Raw genomic sequence first — 17,172 nt, forward strand, 5'->3', positions numbered from 1 at the left:
GGCCGCCTGAGGGAACACGGGACGCCGGCCACCGGTCCCTGGAGGGAGCACAGAGCGCCGGGCGCGGGCCGTGTGTCCCCCTACTCTCGTACGCCCCCCTACCCCCGTAGCACGCGCGGAGTTGGCTCTCCGGCGTGACGCCCCGGGCGCGAGCGGGCCCGCACTCTCTTCCTCTCTCCCGCCGACGCGTCTCCCGCCGACGAGACGGGCGGGAGACAGGAGGAGGGACCTGTCATGAAGCGCCGCCGCAAGCGTGCTCTGCTCGCCGCCCCGCTGGTCGCGGCGGTCTTCGCGGGAACGACGGGCGTCACGAGCGGTACGGAGCAGACCCCGGTCACCGGGCCGTCCCCCGGAGCCGCCGCCTGGCGCGCGGACCATTCGCTGGGGCGCACGCTGCCCGATCCCGCTACCGCGGGACCCGAACGGGTCGCCACGTTCTTCGCGGGGCTGGACGAGGAGGAGCGCGGGGCGCTGGTGCGGCGGCATCCGTTGACGGTGGGGAATCTGGACGGGGTCCCCCTGGGCATCCGATACCAGGCGAACCGGGTGGCGCTCAAGAGGGAGCGGGCGCGGGCACGGGTGCTGGCCGATGCTCCCTCGGGGACGCGAGGGGACCACAGCCAGGCGCGCGAGAAGGCCGAACGGTACGGCGAACTCCTCGCGCCGGGGCGGCAGATCCTCGCCTTCGACCCGCGCGGGCGCGGGCAGATCGCCGAGGTCTACGGAGACCTCGCGCACGCCGGGAGGACCGCGGTCGTGGTGCCGGGTTCCGACATCGACCTGCGCAACTTCGACGACGGCGGCGCCAACCGCTACGGCAGGCCCGCCGCGATGGCCGCGTCCCTGCGGGCGGGGATGGCACGGCGTGTGCCCCGCGCCCGCGTCGCGGTGATCGCCTGGGTCGGCTACACGACCCCGGTCGGACTCGGTACGGACGCGGCGACCGGGCGGCTGGCCGAGGCGGGCGCGCCGCGCCTGACCCGTTTCCTGCACGGCCTGACCCGCACCGGGGTGACCCCGCCCGCGGTGCTGTGCCACAGCTACGGTTCCGTGGTCTGCGGGCGGGCCGCACCCGGACTGGACGGCGAGGACGCCACGGGGCTGCTCGTCTTCGGGTCGCCGGGGATGCGCGCAGGATCGGTCTCCGCGCTGCGCACCCGTGTGCCGGTGTGGGCCGCGCGTGCCCCGGGGGACTGGATCGCGCGCGTCCCCCACGTTCGGTTCCTGGGTCTGGGGCACGGTGCCGACCCCACGGACGCCGCTTTCGGCGCCCGTGTCGTGACCGCCGACGGGGCGGAAGGGCACAGCGACTACCTGCGTCCGGGCACCGACTCGCGCGCCAACTTCGCCGCCATCGCGGTGGGGGCGTACGACGCGGTGCGCTGCGCGCCCTCCTCGCGGGAGTGCGCCGACGCCCGTTAGTCCTTCTCACGCCGGGCGCGGACTCCCGCCCCGCCTCCCGTCGCCGGCCGGCTGTCCGCCCGGGCCGGGCTGCGGCCCTACCCGAGCACGGTGGTCCTGCCGGCCGGCACCTGGCTCCTCCGGCCGTCCGGCACCCGGTCCGTGGAGGCGTGACCCGCCACGTCCGCCGAGGCGTGGCCCGCGCTCGTGACGGGCGGCGCCGCGGTCCCGCACTCGGAGGTCTCGCGCGGGGACGGTTGCGCCGACACCGTGCGGGCCGCGGGCAGCTGGCCGGTCTTCCGCGAGTAGTGGTCGATCTTGTAGTCGAGCACGTCGAGGGTGTCGCGCAGTTCCGCGATCCTGGCCAGGACACCCTCGCGCGTGTCCTCCAGGAGGGACTGGCGTTCCGCTACGGTCCGCTCGCCCTGGCGCACCAGCTCCGCGTAGCGCACCATGTCCGCGACCGTCATGCCGGTCAGCCGCAGTTTGCCGACCAGGTCCAGCCAGTCCAGGTCGCGGGCGGAGAAGCGGCGCTGCCCCGTGTGGGACCTGTCGACGTGCGGCATCAGGCCGATCCGCTCGTACCAGCGCAGGGTGTGCGCGCTCAGTCCGGTGAACGCAGCGACCTCGCTGATGGTGTACCGCCCGCTGCCGTCCGGCCGCGGGCGGCCCTCGTGCCGGGCGGCACACTGCGCGGGCGGTGCCGCTTCCGGGCTGGTGCGTCTCTGCGTCTCGGTCACATTCACCAGTGAACGGTACGAAGTTGGAGTGCACTCCAAGCAAGAGCAAAGGGAGGCCAAAATCGCCGGTGGAGTGTGGCCGTTAGGCTCGTGCGCATGGAGAGCCTGCGGATGATCGAGACCTGGCCGGTGCCGAGCGCGGCGGCGGCCGTCGTACGGGCGGACGGCAGTGTGGCCGGGAGCCGAGGGCCCGTCGCGCAGCGTTTCCCTCTGGCTTCCGTCACCAAGCTGCTGTCCGCGTACGCCGTGCTGATGGCGCTGGAGGAGGGCGCGGTCGAACTGGAGGAGCCCGCGGGGCCCGAGGGGGCGACGGTGCGGCACCTGCTGGCCCACACCTCGGGGCTCGCCTTCGACGCTCCCCGCACGCAGGCCGATCCCGGCACCCGGCGGATCTACTCCAACGCGGGTTTCGAGACGCTGGCCGAGCACGTGGCCGAGGCCACCGGGATCCCTTTTTCCGCGTACTTGCGGGAGGGGGTGCTCGAGCCGCTGGGCATGGCCTCCACCGAGCTGGACGGGTCGGCCGCCAAGGACGCCGTCTCCAGCTGCGCCGACCTGACGCGGTTCGCCGCCGAACTCCAGTCCCCCACGCTGCTGGACCCCTCGACGGTGCGGGAGGCGACCTCGGTGGTCTTTCCCGGTCTGAACGGTGTGCTGCCCGGGTACGGCAGCCAGAAGCCGAACGACTGGGGGCTCGGATTCGAGATCCGTTCCGCCAAGTCGCCGCACTGGACGGGTGAGACGTCCTCGCCGCGCACGTTCGGGCACTTCGGGCAGTCCGGAACGTTCCTGTGGGTGGACCCGGAGGCGGGCGCCGCCTGTGTGGCACTCACCGACCGGGCCTTCGGCCCGTGGGCGGTCGAGGCGTGGACGCCCTTCACGGACGCCGTCCTCGCCGAACTGCGCGGCTAGCGCCTGCGCCCGGCCGGGCAGAAATCTCGCGCGCAGTTCAGCCGTAGCTGGGCTCCGCGTGCATCTCCCACAGCAGCAGTTCGGCTCCGCCGCGGGCGCACAGCTCCCGGTCCCGCGGGCCGGTCAGCCGCGCCGCGTCGCCCTCGTGCAGCACCGTGTCGCCGTCGAGCAGCGCCTGACCGCGGGCCACGTGCACGTAGCCGAAGGCCGCGTCCGGCACCGCCGTGCGCTCCCCGTCGGCCAGCCGCCGCACGTGCAGCACCGCTTCGGTGCGGGGCAGCGCGAAGGGGGTGTTGTCCGCGATGCCGCGCACGACCTCGTACTCGGGTTCGGTGCCGAAGGCGCCGGGCACCAGCCACATCTGCACGAACCGCAGGGGACCGCTCCCGGCGTTGCGTTCGGTGTGCCGAACGCCGCTGCCCGCACCGAGCCGTTGCACGTCCCCGGGGCGCACCACCGCGTCGTGCCCGGCCGAGTCGCGGTGTTCGAGCTCGCCTTGGAGGACCCAGGTGACGATCTCGATGTCCCGGTGCGGGTGCTGCGCGAATCCCGCGCCCGGCGCGAGGCGTTCCTCGTTGCAGGCCACCAGCAGTCCGAAGCCGACGTTGCCGGGGTCGTAGAACCCGGAGAAGGAGAAGGCGTGCCGGGTCTCGATCCCGTCCCCCGCCTCGCCGCCGCGGTACCGGTCAGCGGCCCGCCACACCACCTGTGCCATGCGCCCCACCGTAGTCCCGGACGCGGGGAGGTGCGGCTGCCGTCCGCCCCCCGCAGCCGCGCGGCGCGCCCGGTAAGGCAGGCTTGTCCCGTGCCCGAAGCCACAGATCCACCCCAGCACCCGCATCTGGCGACCCTGCGCAGGCTGGAGCAGTCCTCCGGGAAGCTCGCCGCCGCCGCCATCGCGCGCATGGACGAGCAGTTGCCCTGGTACCGCGCGATGCCGCCGGAGAACCGCTCCTGGATCGGCCTGGTCGCGCAGGCGGGCATCGCGGCCTTCACCGAGTGGTTCCGGCATCCGGAGACCCCGCAGGCCATCAGCACCGACGTCTTCGGAACGGCGCCGCGCGAGCTGACGCGGGCGATCACGCTGCGGCAGACCGTGGAGATGGTGCGCACCACCATCGAGGTCGTCGAGGCGGCCATCGACGAGGTGGCGGCGCCCGGTGACGAGGCGGTGCTGCGGGAGGCGCTGCTGGTGTACGCCAGGGAGATCGCCTTCGCCACGGCGCAGGTGTACGCGCAGGCGGCGGAGGCGCGCGGCGCCTGGGACGCGCGCCTGGAGTCGCTGGTGGTCAACGCGGTGCTCTCCGGGGAGGCCGACGAGGGCGCCGTGTCACGCGCTGCGGCGCTGGGCTGGAACTCGCCCGAGCACGTGGCCGTCGTGCTGGGAACGGCGCCCGACGGGGACAACGAGCTGACCGTCGAGGCGATCCGGCGGGCGTCCCGGCACGCCAAGCTCCAGGTGCTCACCGGGGTGCTCGGCAGCCGCCTGGTGGTGATCGCGGGCGGTTGCGACGATCCCCTCAAGGCCGCCAAGTCGCTGATCGGCCCGTTCGCGGCGGGGCCTGTGGTGGCAGGGCCCGTGGTGGGGGATCTGCTGGCGGCGCCCCGTTCCGCGCAGTCCGCGATGGCCGGGCTGAAAGCGTGTGCGGCCTGGCCTGACGCCCCCCGGCCCGTGCTGGCCGACGACCTGCTGCCGGAGCGCGCGATGGCCGGTGACCCGGTGGCGCGGCAGCTGCTGGTGGAGGAGATCTACAGGCCGCTGGAGGAGGCGGGATCGGCGCTGCTGGAGACGCTGAGCGTCTATCTGGAGCAGGCGAGTAGCCTGGAGGGCGCCGCGCGGATGTTGTTCGTGCACCCCAACACCGTCCGCTACCGGCTCCGACGTGTGACGGACGTCACCGGCTGGTCGCCGTCTGATGTGCGTTCCGCCTTCACGCTGCGTATCGCGTTGATCCTGGGGCGTCTCGCCGACTCCGGCGGCCAGCCGTAGGCTTGCGGGCACGTTTTGTGGAAGGCCCACAAAACCCCTCACCGTTCTTCGTCTCGGTCCCCACCGGTCGAGACGCCTGTTCACAGGAGAGAGTGAGAGAGTGCTCGTACTCGTCGCTCCCGGCCAAGGTGCCCAGAAGCCCGGCCTGCTGACCCCCTGGCTGGAACTGCCCGGCGCCGCCGACCGGCTCGCCCAGTGGTCCGCCGCCATCGATCTCGACCTGGTGCACTACGGCACCGAGGCCGACGCCGACGCGATCCGCGACACGGCCGTCGCCCAGCCGCTGCTGGTCGCCACGGCCCTGTTGTCGGCCTTCGAACTGCTGGAGGGCGAGCCCACCGCGCAGGCGCCGGGCAAGGCCGCCGGCGTCGGCGCGTTCGCGGGGCACAGCGTGGGTGAACTGGCCGCCGCGGCGCTGGCCGGGGTTCTCACCCCCGTCGAGGCGCTGCGCGTCGTGCGGGCCCGCGGCACGGCGATGGCCGAGGCCGCCGCCGTGAGCGAGACCGGCATGTCGGCCGTACTGGGCGGCGACCCGGAGGCGGTCACCGCGCACCTGGACAAGCTCGGGCTGACCCCGGCCAACCGGAACGGCGCGGGACAGATCGTCGCCGCCGGCACCGTCGAGCAGCTCGCCGCGCTGGCCGAGGACCGCCCGGAGGCGGCGCGGGTGCGGCCGCTGCAGGTCGCCGGCGCCTTCCACACCGACCACATGGCGGGCGCCCTGCCCGCCGTGGAGGCGGCCGTCGCGGACGTCACGCCCGGCACCCCGCTGAGCCGCTACGTCTCCAACTTCGACGGCTCCGTCGTGACCGGCGGGCCGGAGGTCGTGCGCCGGCTCGTGCGCCAGATCTCCGCGCCGGTGCGCTGGGACCTGTGCATGGACACCTTCCAGGAGCTGGGCGCCACGGCGCTGATCGAGCTGTGCCCCGGCGGCACCCTCACCGGACTGGCCAAGCGCGCCCTGCCGGACGTGGAGAGGCTGGCGCTCAAGTCGCCCGACGACCTCGCCGCGGCGCGGGACCTGCTCGCCGCGCACACCTGAGCCTGAGACCAAGGAGTCCCGAGAGCATGACCGCGAAGATCAAGCCCGCGCAGGGCTCCCCCTACGCGCGCATCCTCGGTGTCGGCGGATACCGTCCGACCCGCGTCGTCCCGAACGAGGAGATCCTCAAGCACATCGACTCCTCCGACGAGTGGATCCGCTCCCGCTCTGGCATCGCCACCCGGCACTGGGCAGGCCCCGACGAGACGGTCGCCGAGATGACCCTGGAGGCCGCGGGCAAGGCCGTCGCGGACGCGGGGATCACGGCCGCGCAGGTGGGCGCTGTCATCATCTCCACCGTCTCCCACTTCAAGCAGACCCCCGCCATCGCCACCGAGATCGCCGACCGGATGGGCGCGGGCAAGGCCGCTGCCTTCGACATCAACGCGGGCTGCGCGGGCTTCGGCTACGGCCTCACCCTCGCCAAGGGCCTGGTCGTCGAGGGCAGTGCCGAGTACGTGCTGGTGGTCGGTGCCGAGCGGCTCTCCGACCTGACGGACCTGACGGACCGCTCCACGGCGTTCCTGTTCGGGGACGGCGCCGGCGCGGTCATCGTCGGCCCCTCCGACGAGCCCGCCATCGGCCCCTCGGTGTGGGGCTCGGAGGGCGACAAGCGGGACGTCATCTCGCAGACCGTGCCGTGGGACGACTACCGGGTGGGTGACGTCTCCCAGCTGCCCGTCGACGAGAAGACCGGCGAGCTGAGGTTCCCCGCGCTGCGACAGGAGGGCCAGACGGTCTTCCGCTGGGCGGTCTTCGAGATGGCCAAGGTCGCCCAGCAGGCACTGGACGCCGCCGGGATAGCGGCCGAAGACCTCGACGTCTTCATTCCGCACCAGGCGAACATGCGGATCATCGACTCGATGGTCAAGACTCTCAAACTGCCCGAGCACGTCACGGTCGCCCGCGACGTGGAGACCACGGGCAACACCTCGGCCGCCTCCATCCCGCTGGCGATGGAGCGGCTGCTGGCCACGGGGAAGGCCAAGAGCGGCGACACCGCACTGGTCATCGGCTTCGGGGCGGGTCTCGTCTACGCCGCCACGGTCGTTACTCTCCCCTAGTCACCATCCGAGCAGCCCCGCACGACAGGGTCGGGCGCTGCGGACTCACCGCAGATACGAAGGAGCGCCGCAATGGCCGCCACTCAGGAAGAGATCGTCTCGGGCCTCGCCGAGATCGTGAACGAGATCGCCGGTATCCCCGCCGAGGACGTCAAGCTGGAGAAGTCCTTCACCGACGACCTGGACGTGGACTCGCTGTCCATGGTCGAGGTGGTCGTGGCCGCCGAGGAGAAGTTCGGCGTGAAGATCCCGGACGACGACGTCAAGAACCTCAAGACCGTCGGCGACGCGACCGACTACATCCTCAAGAACCAGGACTGACCGACGCGGCAGCGCCCGCCCGAACGGCGGCGCTGCCCGACGCAGCAGTACTGGGAAGACCGTTGACGCGTTTGTCGCCACCCGGCTCCGGGCGGCTCAAACGAGTCACCCCTACCGTGGAGAGAAATCCAGTGAACGCGACCAAGACTTCCGTGGTCGTCACCGGTATCGGCGCAACCACACCGCTGGGTGGCGACAGCGCATCGACCTGGGAAGGACTCGTCGCCGGACGGTCCGGTGTCGCCCGCCTCCAGGAGGAGTGGGCCGCCGACCTGCCCGTGCAGATCGCCGCCAGGGCCGCCGTCGAACCGGGCGAGAGCATCCCCCGCCCCCAGGCGCGGAGGCTGGACCGCTCGGCGCAGTTCGCGCTGATCGCCGCCCGCCAGGCGTGGGCCGACGCCGGCTTCACCGCCCGGGCCGGCGAGGAGACGAGTGTGGACCCCGACCGGCTCGGAGCCGTCGTGGCGTCCGGCATCGGCGGGGTCACCACCCTGCTCGACCAGTACGACGTGCTCAGGGAGAAGGGCGTCCGCCGCGTCTCCCCGCACACCGTGCCGATGCTGATGCCCAACGGCCCGTCGGCCAACGTGGGCCTGGAGGTCAACGCGCGCGCCGGTGTCCACACACCGGTCAGCGCCTGCGCCTCGGGGTCCGAGGCCGTCGGCTACGCGATCGAGATGATCCGCAGCGGCCGGGCCGACATCGTGGTCGCGGGCGGCACGGAGGCGGCCATACACCCGCTGCCGGTCGCCGCGTTCGCCAACATGATGGCGATGTCCAAGAGCAACGACGACCCGCAGGGCGCCTCCCGCCCCTTCGACACGGACCGCAACGGTTTCGTGCTGGGCGAGGGCGCCGGCGTGATCGTCCTGGAGTCGGCCGAGCACGCGCGGCGCCGGGGCGCGAGGGTCTACGTCGAGGCCGTGGGCCAGGGCATCTCCGCCGACAGCCACGACATCGTCCAGCCGGAGCCCTCGGGCAACGGCATCGCCCACGCGCTGGAGAACCTGATCTCCAGGAACGACATCGACCCGGCCGAGATCGTGCACATCAACGCGCACGCGACCTCCACCCCGGCGGGCGACCTGGCGGAGCTCAAGGCGCTGCGCAAGGTGTTCGGGGACGACATGGACCACATGGGCATCTCGGCGACCAAGTCGATGACCGGCCACCTGCTGGGCGGCGCGGGCGGTGTCGAGACGGTGGCCACGCTGCTGGCGCTGCACCACCGCACGGCCCCGCCCACGATCAACATCAAGAACCTGGACCCGGAGGCCGACGGCGACATCGTGCGCGACACCGCGCGCGAACTGCCGGACAGCGGCCGGATCGCCGCGCTGAACAACTCCTTCGGCTTCGGCGGCCACAACGTGGTGCTGGCCTTCCGCACGGTCTGACACACACCTTCTGCGACGGGCGGGGGCGGTCTCCTGGGAGGCCGCCCCCGCCCGTTCCGCGTTCACGACGCGCCGCGGGCGTCGCCTCTGCCGTGGTCGGAGGAGGTGAAGGACGCGAAGAACGAGGCGGCCGCGTCGTCCGCGCCGTGGCCCTGCGCCTCCGCCCTGCGCAGCCGCTCGGCGAGCGCCGGAGTCGCGTCCAGCCGCACGCCCGCCTTCTCGGCGGCACGGGAGATGAGGTCGGCGTCCTTGCGGGCCCCCGAGAGCGGGAAACTCGCCTCGTAGGCGCCCTCCAGGATCAGCCGGGCCTTCGCATGCAGGTACGGGGCGTCCAGCGGGCCGCCCGCCACCGCGCCGAGTACGTCGCGCGGGTCCACGCCCAGCCCCTCGGCGAGCGCCAGCGTCTCGGCCGTGCCGTTGATGAGGGTGAGGACCCAGTTGTTGAGGACCAGCTTCAGCCGGCTGGCCGCCCCCGGCTCCTCCCCCAGCCACCGGGTACGGGCACCGATCGCGTCCAGGACCGGCGCGACCCTGGTCTCCAGAGCCGAAGGGCCGGAGACCAGCACGGTCAGCTCCCCCGCCTCGGCGGGCTCCCTGGTGCCGAGAACCGGCGCGTCCAGCAGCCGCAGCCCGTGCTCCTCGGCGAACTCGGCCAGCGGCACCAGCCCCTCCGGGCCGACCGTGCCGGCCTGGATCCACGGCGTTCCCTCGGCGGCGCCTGGCGCGGCGGCGCGCATGACCTCCAGCGCGGCGGGTCCGTCGGTCATGACGGTCAGGACGGCGTCGGCGCCGCGTACCGCCTCGGCGGCCTCATGCGCGACGGTGACCCCGTCGGCGGCCAGCGGCTCGGCCCGCCCCCTCGTACGGTTCCAGGCGCGGACCTCAAGCCCGGCGGCGGCCAGGTTACGGGCCATGGCGGCGCCCATGATGCCGGTGCCGAGCACGGCGACGGAGGACAGCGGAGAAGTTTCATCAGCCATGCGGGAACCGTAGAGGCTGCGACGCGCGCCCGCCCCGGCGGCACGCGCCCCACGACGGTCAGGCCGACGCGCGAGCGCGTCCCGACGCGTGCGGTCACCGGCGCAGCTCACCCGAAGGGGTGAGGGCGCTCGGGCGCTCGGGCGCTCGGGCGCTCGGGTGGGAGTGCGGGTCAGACGACCTGGTGCAGCCAGCGGACCGGGGCGCCTTCGCCGGCGTAGCGGAACGGTTCCAGTTCGTCGTCCCAGGGCTTGCCCAGCAGCTTGGCGATCTCGGCCGCCAGGTCGCTCTCGCCGCGCCCGGCGCGGGCGACGGCGGCGCGCAGCCGGTCCTCGGGGATGAGGATGTCACCGTGCATGCCGGTGACGGCGTGGAAGATGCCGAGTCCCGGCGTGGAGCTGTAGCGCTCGCCCTCCGCCGTGGGGCAGGGCTCGGAGGTCACCTCGAAGCGCAGCAGGTGCCAGCCGCGCAGTGCGGAGGCGAGCTTGGAGGCGGTGCCGGGATCGCCCTGCCAGGAGAACTCCGCGCGCCAGGTGCCGGGCGAGGCCGGCTGTCTGATCCAGTCGAGATTGACGCGGGCGCCCAGGACGCCCGCGACGGCCCACTCGACGTGCGGGCACAGGGCGCGGGGCGCCGAGTGGACGTACAGGACTCCACGTGTCGTCACCGGGACCTCCAGTGCGCTGCGAAGGTCGCCACCGGGCGGCCTCGATCATCTCTCGGTCACGCGCCGGAAGAGCGCCTGACAATTTGCACCACCGGTCACTTCCCTACCAGCTCCCGAGGTTACGAATAGTAAACACCACTGCGCCCAATTCTCCCCGAAAGGGACAGGTTATGACGCGAGGTAATATTTGTTTCGTCGCTGTGCCCGCGGTCGCTCCGGCTTCACCGGCTGCGGAACAAGCTACCGCGCGGCGGCGCACGGTAGGTGACGTACCGTCGGTGAGGCACCAGCGAAACAGGGGGTCGCATGCCGGACAGCCACGAGGCGGCGAACACGCGTCCCAGCAGGCCCGGGCCCCACCGTCCACGACGCTCCCGCACGGCTGCCATCTGCGCTTTCGTCCTCGTCACCGTCGCCGGTCTCGTACTGGCCGTGGCCTGCGGCGGCGCCCCGGACGGAGGCGACCGGGACGGCGCACAGCGCGCCGACGGCTCCACGCGCCCCCCTGCCAAGCCCAGCCCGCGCCGCGTCTGGGACCGCTCGCCCGCCTCGCTGGCCGCCGTGGGGGACTCCATCACCCGCGGCTTCGACGCCTGCTCGCTGCTCTCCGACTGCACCCGGGTCTCCTGGGCCACCGGTCAGGCCGACGACGTCGACAGCCTCGCCCGGCGGCTGCTGAGCGACCCGAAGGGCAAGAGCTGGAACTACGCCGTCAGCGGCGCCGTCGTCGCCGACCTTCCGCAGCAGATGCGCAAGGCCGCCGCGAAGGAACCCGACATGGTGACGGTGATGAGCGGCGCCAACGACGCCTGCCGCCCCACCGTCGAGCAGATGACCGGCGTGGCCGACTTCCGCGCCGACTTCCGGGAATCCCTGCACGTCCTGCGCTCGGCCTCACCCTCCACGCAGGTCTACGTCTCCAGCGTCCCCGACCTCAAGCGGCTGTGGCAGCAGGGCCGCACCAACCCCCTGGGACAGCGGGTGTGGGGGCTGGGCATCTGCCAGTCGATGCTCAAGGATCCGCAGTCGATGGAGGCGGCGGACAAGCAGCGCCGGCAGCAGGTCCACGACCGGGTCGTGGCCTACAACACCGTCCTCGAACAGGAGTGCGCGAAGGACCTGCGCTGCCGCTACGACGACGGCGCCGTCTTCGACTACCGCTTCACCCCCGCCGAGCTGAGCGACTGGGACTGGTTCCACCCCAGCAAGGAGGGCCAGCGCCGCCTCGCCGAGCTCGCCTACCAGGAGATCACCGAGAAGCGCCCCACAGGCTGAGACGCCGTGCGCCCCACCGGATGGCACCGGTGGGGCGCTGCTCGGACAGCCCGCCGTGCGGGCGGGGGACGCCACCCACGCTGCGGCGTCCCCGCCGCGGAGCCTGACGAGCGTTCCGGAGCCGGACGAGCCGGGGCTCAGCCGACGTGGAGCGTGACCTCGATGTTGCCGCGGGTCGCGTTGGAGTACGGGCAGACCTGGTGGGCCTTGTCCAGCAGGTCCTTGGCCGTGGCCTCGTCCACGTTCGGGATGGTGGCCTTGAGCGCGACGGTGAGGCCGAAGCCGCCCTCGGGAAGGTTGCCGATACCGACCTCGGCCGTGACGGTCGAGCCGGTGATGTCGGCGCCCTCCTTGCGGGCCACGACACCGAGCGCGCCCTGGAAGCAGGCGCTGTAGCCCGCCGCGAAGAGCTGCTCGGGGTTGGTGCCCGCGCCGCTGCCACCCATCGACTTGGGCGGGTTGACGACGACGTCGAGCTGACCGTCGTCGCTGGCGACGCGGCCGTCACGGCCGTTCTCCGCGGTGGCGACGGCGGTGTACTTGACGTCGATGGGCTGGATTGCCATGTATGTCCTCCTGTTGGTGGCACAGCCGGGGGAACTCGCGCCCCTGTCCCCGCCGGTGCGACGACCAGCGTATGCGCTGTGTCCAGCGGCGGGGCAGCCAGCCCCGTGCCTCCTCGGCGGCCCCGTGCGTTCCCGGCAGCCGCGTGCGTCCTCGGTGGCTCAGTCGCCGAGGGTCACGATCATCTTGCCGATGTTCTCCCCGCGCAGCAGGCCCAAGAAGGCGTCCAGGGTGTTCTCCACGCCCTCGACCACCGTCTCGCGGTACGTCAACTCGCCCGAGCGCACCCAGGCGGAGACCTCCTGCACGAACTGCGGCTGGAGATCCTGGTGATCCATGACCAGCAGGCCCTCCATCCGGAACCGCTTGGCGATGATCTGGGACAGGTTGCGCGGGGCCGGAGTCGGCTCGGTGGCGTTGTACTGCGAGATCATGCCGCACACGGCGATCCGGCCGTGGAGGTTGAGGGCGCCGATGGCGGCCTCCAGGTGTTCACCGCCGACGTTGTCGAAGTAGACGTCGATACCCTCGGGTGCCGCCTCCCTCAACTGCTCGGCGACCGGGGCCTTCTTGTAGTTGATCGCCGCGTCGAAGCCGTACTCCCCCGTCAGCACCTCGACCTTCTCGTCCGAGCCGGCGGAGCCGATGACCCGGGAGGCGCCCTTGAGCTTGGCGATCTGACCCACCTCGCTGCCGACCGCGCCGGCCGCGCCGGAGACGAAGACCGCGTCGCCCGGCTGGAAGCCGGCCACCCGGACCAGACCCGCGTACGCCGTCAGGCCCGGCATCCCCAGCACGCCCAGGTACGTCGTGAGCGGCGCGGCCTCGGGGTCGACCTTGGTGGCGCGCTTGGCGGCGAGCGTCGCGTACTCGCGCCAGCCCAGGTCGTGCAGCACGTGATCGCCCGGTGCGAAGCCGTCCGCGCGGGAGGCGAGGACGACGCCGACCGCGCCGCCGTACATCGGCTCGTTCAGCTCGTAGGGCGCGACGTAGGACTTCGCCGAGCTCATCCGGCCGCGCATGTACGGGTCGACGGACAGGTGGATGTTGCGCACCAGGATCTGGCCGTCGGCGGGCTCGGTGACCGGCTCCTCCCGCAGGGCGAAGTCGTCCGGAGTGGGCCAGCCCTGCGGGCGCGCCGTCAGGTGCCAGGCACGGCCGGTCTCCGGGAGGCGGCCGGTGCCGGAGTGGGCGGAAGCGGGTGGGGTCACGGTGGCGCCCTTCCTCGTTGTTTCAGGTACTGAAACAATCCTGCGCCTGAATATTTCAGGTTGTCAAGCAATGCGTTAGGCTGGTCGTATGGCAGCGGACACTCCTGTTCCGGACGTATGGAACGCCGAATCGGCCGGGGACGCGCTCGATGTCGAGGTGGCCGGGCTGATCGGCACGGTCGTGACGCGCTACCACGAGGAGTACGAGCTGGCCGCCTCCGCGCACGCGCTGACCGGCGCGCAGGCCCGGCTGCTCACCCTGCTGGCCCGCGGGGCCACCCCGATGCGACGGCTCGCCCGGCAGCTGAAGTGCGAGCCGTCCAACGTCACCGGCATAGTCGACCGCCTGGAGACGCGCGGGCTGGTCGAACGCAGGCCGGATCCGGCCGACCGCCGGGTCAAGCTCGCCGCCGTCACCGACGAGGGGCTCGCCACGGCCGCCCGGCTGCGCGGCGAGCTCGGCTTCGCGGGAAAGCCGCTCAAGGGGCTCACCCCGGTCGAGCGGACCCTCCTGCGTGACCTGCTCAGACGCATGCTGGCAGAGGAAGGCGGCGGGGAGCGGCCGCACGACGGGATGCCTCAGGGCGACCGCTAGTCCTCCTCCCGCGGGCCGGCTGTCCCGGCTCTCCCGGACCGACCGGGTCGGCCCTCGGTCAGGGCGCTTCCAGCTCGCCGCGCAACCGCATGGAACGGAGCACCAGTTCGAGCTCGAAGCGGCTGTCGGGATCGTCGATGTCGTCACCCCACAGTTCACGGATCTGCCGCAGCCGGTAGCGGACGGTCTGCGGATGCACCCCGAGGCGGGCGGCGACCTCCGGGGCGCCGCCGCGGGTCTCCAGCCAGGCCAGCAGTGTCTCGGCCAGCCTGCGGCTGTGGGCGGGGCCGCAGGTCTCCAGCGGAGCGAGCCGGCGCCGGCCCAGCCCCGTGATCAGCTCCTCGGGCGGCAGCAGCACCAGGGCCTCCGTGTGCTCGGTGCAGTGCAGCAGCGCCCCGCCCGGCAGCAGTCCGCGCTCGATGAGGGCGACGGCGGTGACGGCCCAGCGCAGCGACTTGGCGGCGTCGGCCAGCGGCACCGGAGGCCCCACGGCGCCCGACCAGCCCGCGGTCGAGCGGCGCAGCAGCTCGGGTCTGCCGGGCGCGTCGGGGTCCGGCACCACCATGCGGGGCTGCTCGCACTCCATGTCGAGCAGCACCTCGTCGCCCACCGCGGGTGGCACGGCGGAGCGGGCAGGGCGCAGCAGGACGGCGACGGCGACGGTGCCGGGCACCCGCCAGCCGATGCGGGCGGCGCGGTCGGCGAGCAGGTCGGCGCGGTCGGCACCGCCGCGCGGCGGGTGCTCGGACAGCAGCAGGTCGAGGAGTCTGCGCTGGAGGCGCAGCCGCTCCCCCGCCTGCCGGGCTGCTGCCTCGGCGTAGCCGCGTACCGACTCGGCGACCAGCCCGTCGAGGTACTGGAACCCGGATTCGGCCAGCTCGTACATCGCGGGCGGCGGAATCTCCATCTGGGTGCCGATCTCGGCGAGCCGGCGCCAGGCCAGCCGGATGCCCAGCCGGTAGACGGCCTGGAGGGAGTCGAGGCTGCGCCCCTGGAGCACCTCGCCGCGGCCGAACTCCTGGAAGACCTGGGGCGGCACGTGCGGTGCCTCCAGCCCCGTGGCCAGGTTCTCCACGAAGTGCTCCAGGGCCCGCCTGATGCCGACGAGGGCCATGGGTTCGCCCGTCTCGTCCAGTATCAGGGGCAGCGCGGGGTACTCGCGACGGATGGCGGAGAGGATGTCCTGGGCGAGCACCGGCACCTCGCCCATGGCACGCCTGGCGAACTGCCGCACGCGCAGCGGTGGTACGTCCTGCCACGCCGAGCGGGTGGGTGCGGTCGGCACGGTGTCAGTTCCCCGGCGCGGCGGAGCCCGGCGAGGGCTCGCCGGTGCGTTCGGCGTCGTCAGAGGGTTCGGCGCCTGTGGAGGGTGCGGTGTTTCCGGAGGTTTCGGTGCCTTTGGAGCGTTCGGTGTCGGCCGAGGGCTCGGTGTCTTTTGAGCCCTCCGGGGACGGCGGCGGGAGCGCGGACTCGCCGAGGCCGGGGATCTCGTCGGGGGACGAGTGGAAGTGCACGAGCGGCACGTTGGGCTGCTCGGGGGTGGCGTTGAGCGCGGCGACGATGCCGACGCCGGCACCGACGGCGAGGCCGGCGGCGAGTACGCAGGTGAGCGCGGCGGCGAGGAGTCTGTGCATGGCGGAGGCGAACCTCTCTTCGTCGGTGCCGTGACGGCCGTGTGTGTCACGCGCGCACACGCCGGCCCGGTGCGACGGCTCCGCCCCAGGAGCCAACCCCTTGTGAGTTGCTGAGTGTCGGTGGGCATTGACTCCGTGTCAAGGTGCGGCCTACGGTTTCCGGCCCATACGGACCGTCCACACGAACTCCTCGTTCTCTCCGTCCCGTTCGCCTTCTTCCGCACGGCTTTCGCTCGACCCGCCCTTGCACGGCCCCGGACGGACGGCCCGGTTCCCGCACGCGCACTTCCCCCGCCTCAGCGCCGTACCCGCCCCCCCTGGGCCACCGCCCTCGGGGCGCGGGTCAACACACCCTCGGAGTGCCCCGTCATGCGCCGTACCGCCTCACCCCTCGCCCTGGTTCTGCTGGGCTTCGGTGTCTTCCTGCTCGTCCTCGCGCCGATGCTCGCCTGGTACGTCGAGCCGCGGGCCGAACGCACCCCCACCGACGTGAACATCACCTCCGTCTTCACAGGCCAGGGCAGGTACTTCGACCAGCAGGAACTCAAGACCAGAAGCGGCCAGAAGCTCACCGTCACGCGGCGCGTGCTGGGCGACGTCGCGGCCGGCGAGAAGAGCGGCCGCGCCGTGTGGGACGTCTCGCAGACCATCGACAACCCCAGGACGCGCAAGCTGGACGACCCGCGCAAGTCGTTCCAGTGGACGACGGAACGGCTGGTGACCGACCGCGAGACCAACCGCCCTGTGGACTGCTGCGGCTCCAAGCCCGACGACATCGCGGGGGAGGCGTATCTGAAGTGGCCGTTCGACGTGGAGAAGCGCGACTACGCCTGGTGGGACAGCAGCCTGGGCGGCACCGTGCCGCTGCGCTACAAGGGCGAGGCGACGGTGCACGGTCACAAGGGGCTGCGTTTCGCGGGAACGGTCGAGCCCACCCGGGCCGGCACCCGGCAGGTGCCGGGGCTGCTCGTGGACGAGCCGGAACGCGGCCAGGTCAACGCCGAGCAGTGGTACTCCAACACCGGCCTGGAGTTCGTCGTCGACCAGCGCACGGGGCGCATCCTGTACGCGGCGACAGGGCCGAAACTCGCGCTGCGCGCACCCGGCGGCACGGCCGACAAAGTGACGCTGCTGCAGAGTGACAAGCTGGAGTTCACCGACAAGACGCAGCGAGAGGCCGTCGAGCTGGCCGAGGACGACAACGCGCGGCTGCGGCTGGTGGGCAGCGTGGCGCCGGTCGGCGCGGCCGCTGCCGGCGCGGTGTGCGCGGCGGTCGGTGCGGTGCTGGTGGTCAGGGGCCGCCGCTCGCCGGCGGCCCGGACCGGGCCCGCCACCCATGGTTGAACACGCGACGGAGCGCGAAGTGATGAAGCTTCGGCCC

At 72.7% G+C, this 17,172-nt stretch carries 17 protein-coding genes and 1 pseudogene; 10 read left to right on the top strand and 8 right to left on the bottom strand.

All coding sequences use genetic code 11. From position 1 onward, the window contains the following. Positions 1-234 precede the first annotated feature (234 nt). Positions 235-1,422: an alpha/beta hydrolase gene (locus DTL70_RS11675; protein ID WP_114021841.1), complete on the top strand. Its 1,188-nt coding sequence runs from the start codon at positions 235-237 to the stop codon at positions 1,420-1,422. Positions 1,423-1,703: 281 nt separating this feature from the next. Here DTL70_RS11675 and DTL70_RS11680 read toward each other — a convergent pair. Continuing rightward, a pseudogene (locus DTL70_RS11680) lies at positions 1,704-2,147 on the bottom strand (MerR family transcriptional regulator); the annotation flags it as partial. Between the two features lie 90 nt (positions 2,148-2,237). Between DTL70_RS11680 and DTL70_RS11685 the strand changes: the two are divergent. Next, positions 2,238-3,053 (top strand): serine hydrolase domain-containing protein, encoded by an 816-nt coding sequence (locus tag DTL70_RS11685; RefSeq protein ID WP_114021843.1) that lies wholly within the window; start codon positions 2,238-2,240, stop codon positions 3,051-3,053. A 37-nt stretch (positions 3,054-3,090) separates the two neighbouring features. Here the strand turns inward: DTL70_RS11685 and DTL70_RS11690 are convergent, their stop codons facing one another. Next, positions 3,091-3,768: a pirin family protein gene (locus DTL70_RS11690; RefSeq protein WP_114021844.1), complete on the bottom strand. Its 678-nt coding sequence runs from the start codon at positions 3,766-3,768 to the stop codon at positions 3,091-3,093. A gap of 90 nt (positions 3,769-3,858) precedes the next feature. Between DTL70_RS11690 and DTL70_RS11695 the strand changes: the two genes are divergently transcribed. The 5 genes from DTL70_RS11695 (at position 3,859) to DTL70_RS11715 (ending at position 8,867) form a co-directional block, all read left to right on the top strand. Beyond that, positions 3,859-5,043: a PucR family transcriptional regulator gene (locus DTL70_RS11695; protein WP_114021845.1), complete on the top strand. Its 1,185-nt coding sequence runs from the start codon at positions 3,859-3,861 to the stop codon at positions 5,041-5,043. A 100-nt stretch (positions 5,044-5,143) separates the two neighbouring features. Next, complete coding sequence (locus DTL70_RS11700) at positions 5,144-6,085, top strand: ACP S-malonyltransferase (protein ID WP_114021846.1); 942 nt, start codon at positions 5,144-5,146, stop codon at positions 6,083-6,085. Positions 6,086-6,111: 26 nt separating this feature from the next. Beyond that, positions 6,112-7,149 carry a ketoacyl-ACP synthase III gene (locus tag DTL70_RS11705; RefSeq protein ID WP_114021847.1) on the top strand — a complete coding sequence of 346 codons (1,038 nt, stop codon included), beginning with the start codon at positions 6,112-6,114 and terminating at the stop codon, positions 7,147-7,149. A gap of 72 nt (positions 7,150-7,221) precedes the next feature. Beyond that, positions 7,222-7,470 carry an acyl carrier protein gene (locus tag DTL70_RS11710; RefSeq protein ID WP_114021848.1) on the top strand — a complete coding sequence of 83 codons (249 nt, stop codon included), beginning with the start codon at positions 7,222-7,224 and terminating at the stop codon, positions 7,468-7,470. A gap of 131 nt (positions 7,471-7,601) precedes the next feature. Beyond that, on the top strand, positions 7,602-8,867 hold the full coding sequence (locus DTL70_RS11715; RefSeq protein WP_114021849.1) for a beta-ketoacyl-[acyl-carrier-protein] synthase family protein: 1,266 nt from the start codon (positions 7,602-7,604) through the stop codon (positions 8,865-8,867). Positions 8,868-8,929: 62 nt separating this feature from the next. On the opposite strand, the gene DTL70_RS11720 is transcribed toward DTL70_RS11715, so the two are convergent. Further along, complete coding sequence (locus tag DTL70_RS11720) at positions 8,930-9,847, bottom strand: NAD(P)-dependent oxidoreductase (protein WP_114021850.1); 918 nt, start codon at positions 9,845-9,847, stop codon at positions 8,930-8,932. Between the two features lie 170 nt (positions 9,848-10,017). Then, positions 10,018-10,512, bottom strand: coding sequence for a DUF3145 domain-containing protein (locus DTL70_RS11725; RefSeq protein WP_114021851.1), 495 nt, complete (start codon positions 10,510-10,512; stop codon positions 10,018-10,020). Between the two features lie 306 nt (positions 10,513-10,818). On the opposite strand from DTL70_RS11725, the gene DTL70_RS11730 reads away from it, so the two are divergent. Next, positions 10,819-11,787 carry an SGNH/GDSL hydrolase family protein gene (locus DTL70_RS11730; protein WP_114021852.1) on the top strand — a complete coding sequence of 323 codons (969 nt, stop codon included), beginning with the start codon at positions 10,819-10,821 and terminating at the stop codon, positions 11,785-11,787. A 137-nt stretch (positions 11,788-11,924) separates the two neighbouring features. Here the strand turns inward: DTL70_RS11730 and DTL70_RS11735 are convergent, their stop codons facing one another. Both DTL70_RS11735 and DTL70_RS11740 read right to left on the bottom strand, forming a co-directional pair. After that, positions 11,925-12,353, bottom strand: coding sequence for an organic hydroperoxide resistance protein (locus tag DTL70_RS11735; protein ID WP_114021853.1), 429 nt, complete (start codon positions 12,351-12,353; stop codon positions 11,925-11,927). Between the two features lie 159 nt (positions 12,354-12,512). Beyond that, positions 12,513-13,562 (bottom strand): NADP-dependent oxidoreductase, encoded by a 1,050-nt coding sequence (locus tag DTL70_RS11740; protein WP_114021854.1) that lies wholly within the window; start codon positions 13,560-13,562, stop codon positions 12,513-12,515. 88 nt (positions 13,563-13,650) lie between these two features. Here DTL70_RS11740 and DTL70_RS11745 point away from each other — a divergent pair, with 88 nt between their 5' ends. Then, on the top strand, positions 13,651-14,157 hold the full coding sequence (locus DTL70_RS11745) for a MarR family winged helix-turn-helix transcriptional regulator (RefSeq protein ID WP_114021855.1): 507 nt from the start codon (positions 13,651-13,653) through the stop codon (positions 14,155-14,157). A 58-nt stretch (positions 14,158-14,215) separates the two neighbouring features. Here the strand turns inward: DTL70_RS11745 and DTL70_RS11750 are convergent, their stop codons facing one another. Both DTL70_RS11750 and DTL70_RS11755 read right to left on the bottom strand, forming a co-directional pair. Then, positions 14,216-15,442 carry a PucR-like N-terminal domain-containing protein gene (locus DTL70_RS11750; protein ID WP_245979294.1) on the bottom strand — a complete coding sequence of 409 codons (1,227 nt, stop codon included), beginning with the start codon at positions 15,440-15,442 and terminating at the stop codon, positions 14,216-14,218. 4 nt (positions 15,443-15,446) lie between these two features. Continuing rightward, on the bottom strand, positions 15,447-15,791 hold the full coding sequence (locus DTL70_RS11755; protein ID WP_147266767.1) for a hypothetical protein: 345 nt from the start codon (positions 15,789-15,791) through the stop codon (positions 15,447-15,449). Between the two features lie 369 nt (positions 15,792-16,160). Here DTL70_RS11755 and pgfA point away from each other — a divergent pair, with 369 nt between their 5' ends. Then, complete coding sequence (gene pgfA / locus DTL70_RS11760) at positions 16,161-17,135, top strand: cell envelope lipid trafficking protein PgfA (RefSeq protein WP_114021857.1); 975 nt, start codon at positions 16,161-16,163, stop codon at positions 17,133-17,135. The last annotated feature ends 37 nt before the right edge of the window (positions 17,136-17,172 follow it).

This window comes from Streptomyces diacarni (assembly GCF_003323715.1).
In the GTDB taxonomy this organism is placed as follows: domain Bacteria; phylum Actinomycetota; class Actinomycetes; order Streptomycetales; family Streptomycetaceae; genus Streptomyces; species Streptomyces diacarni.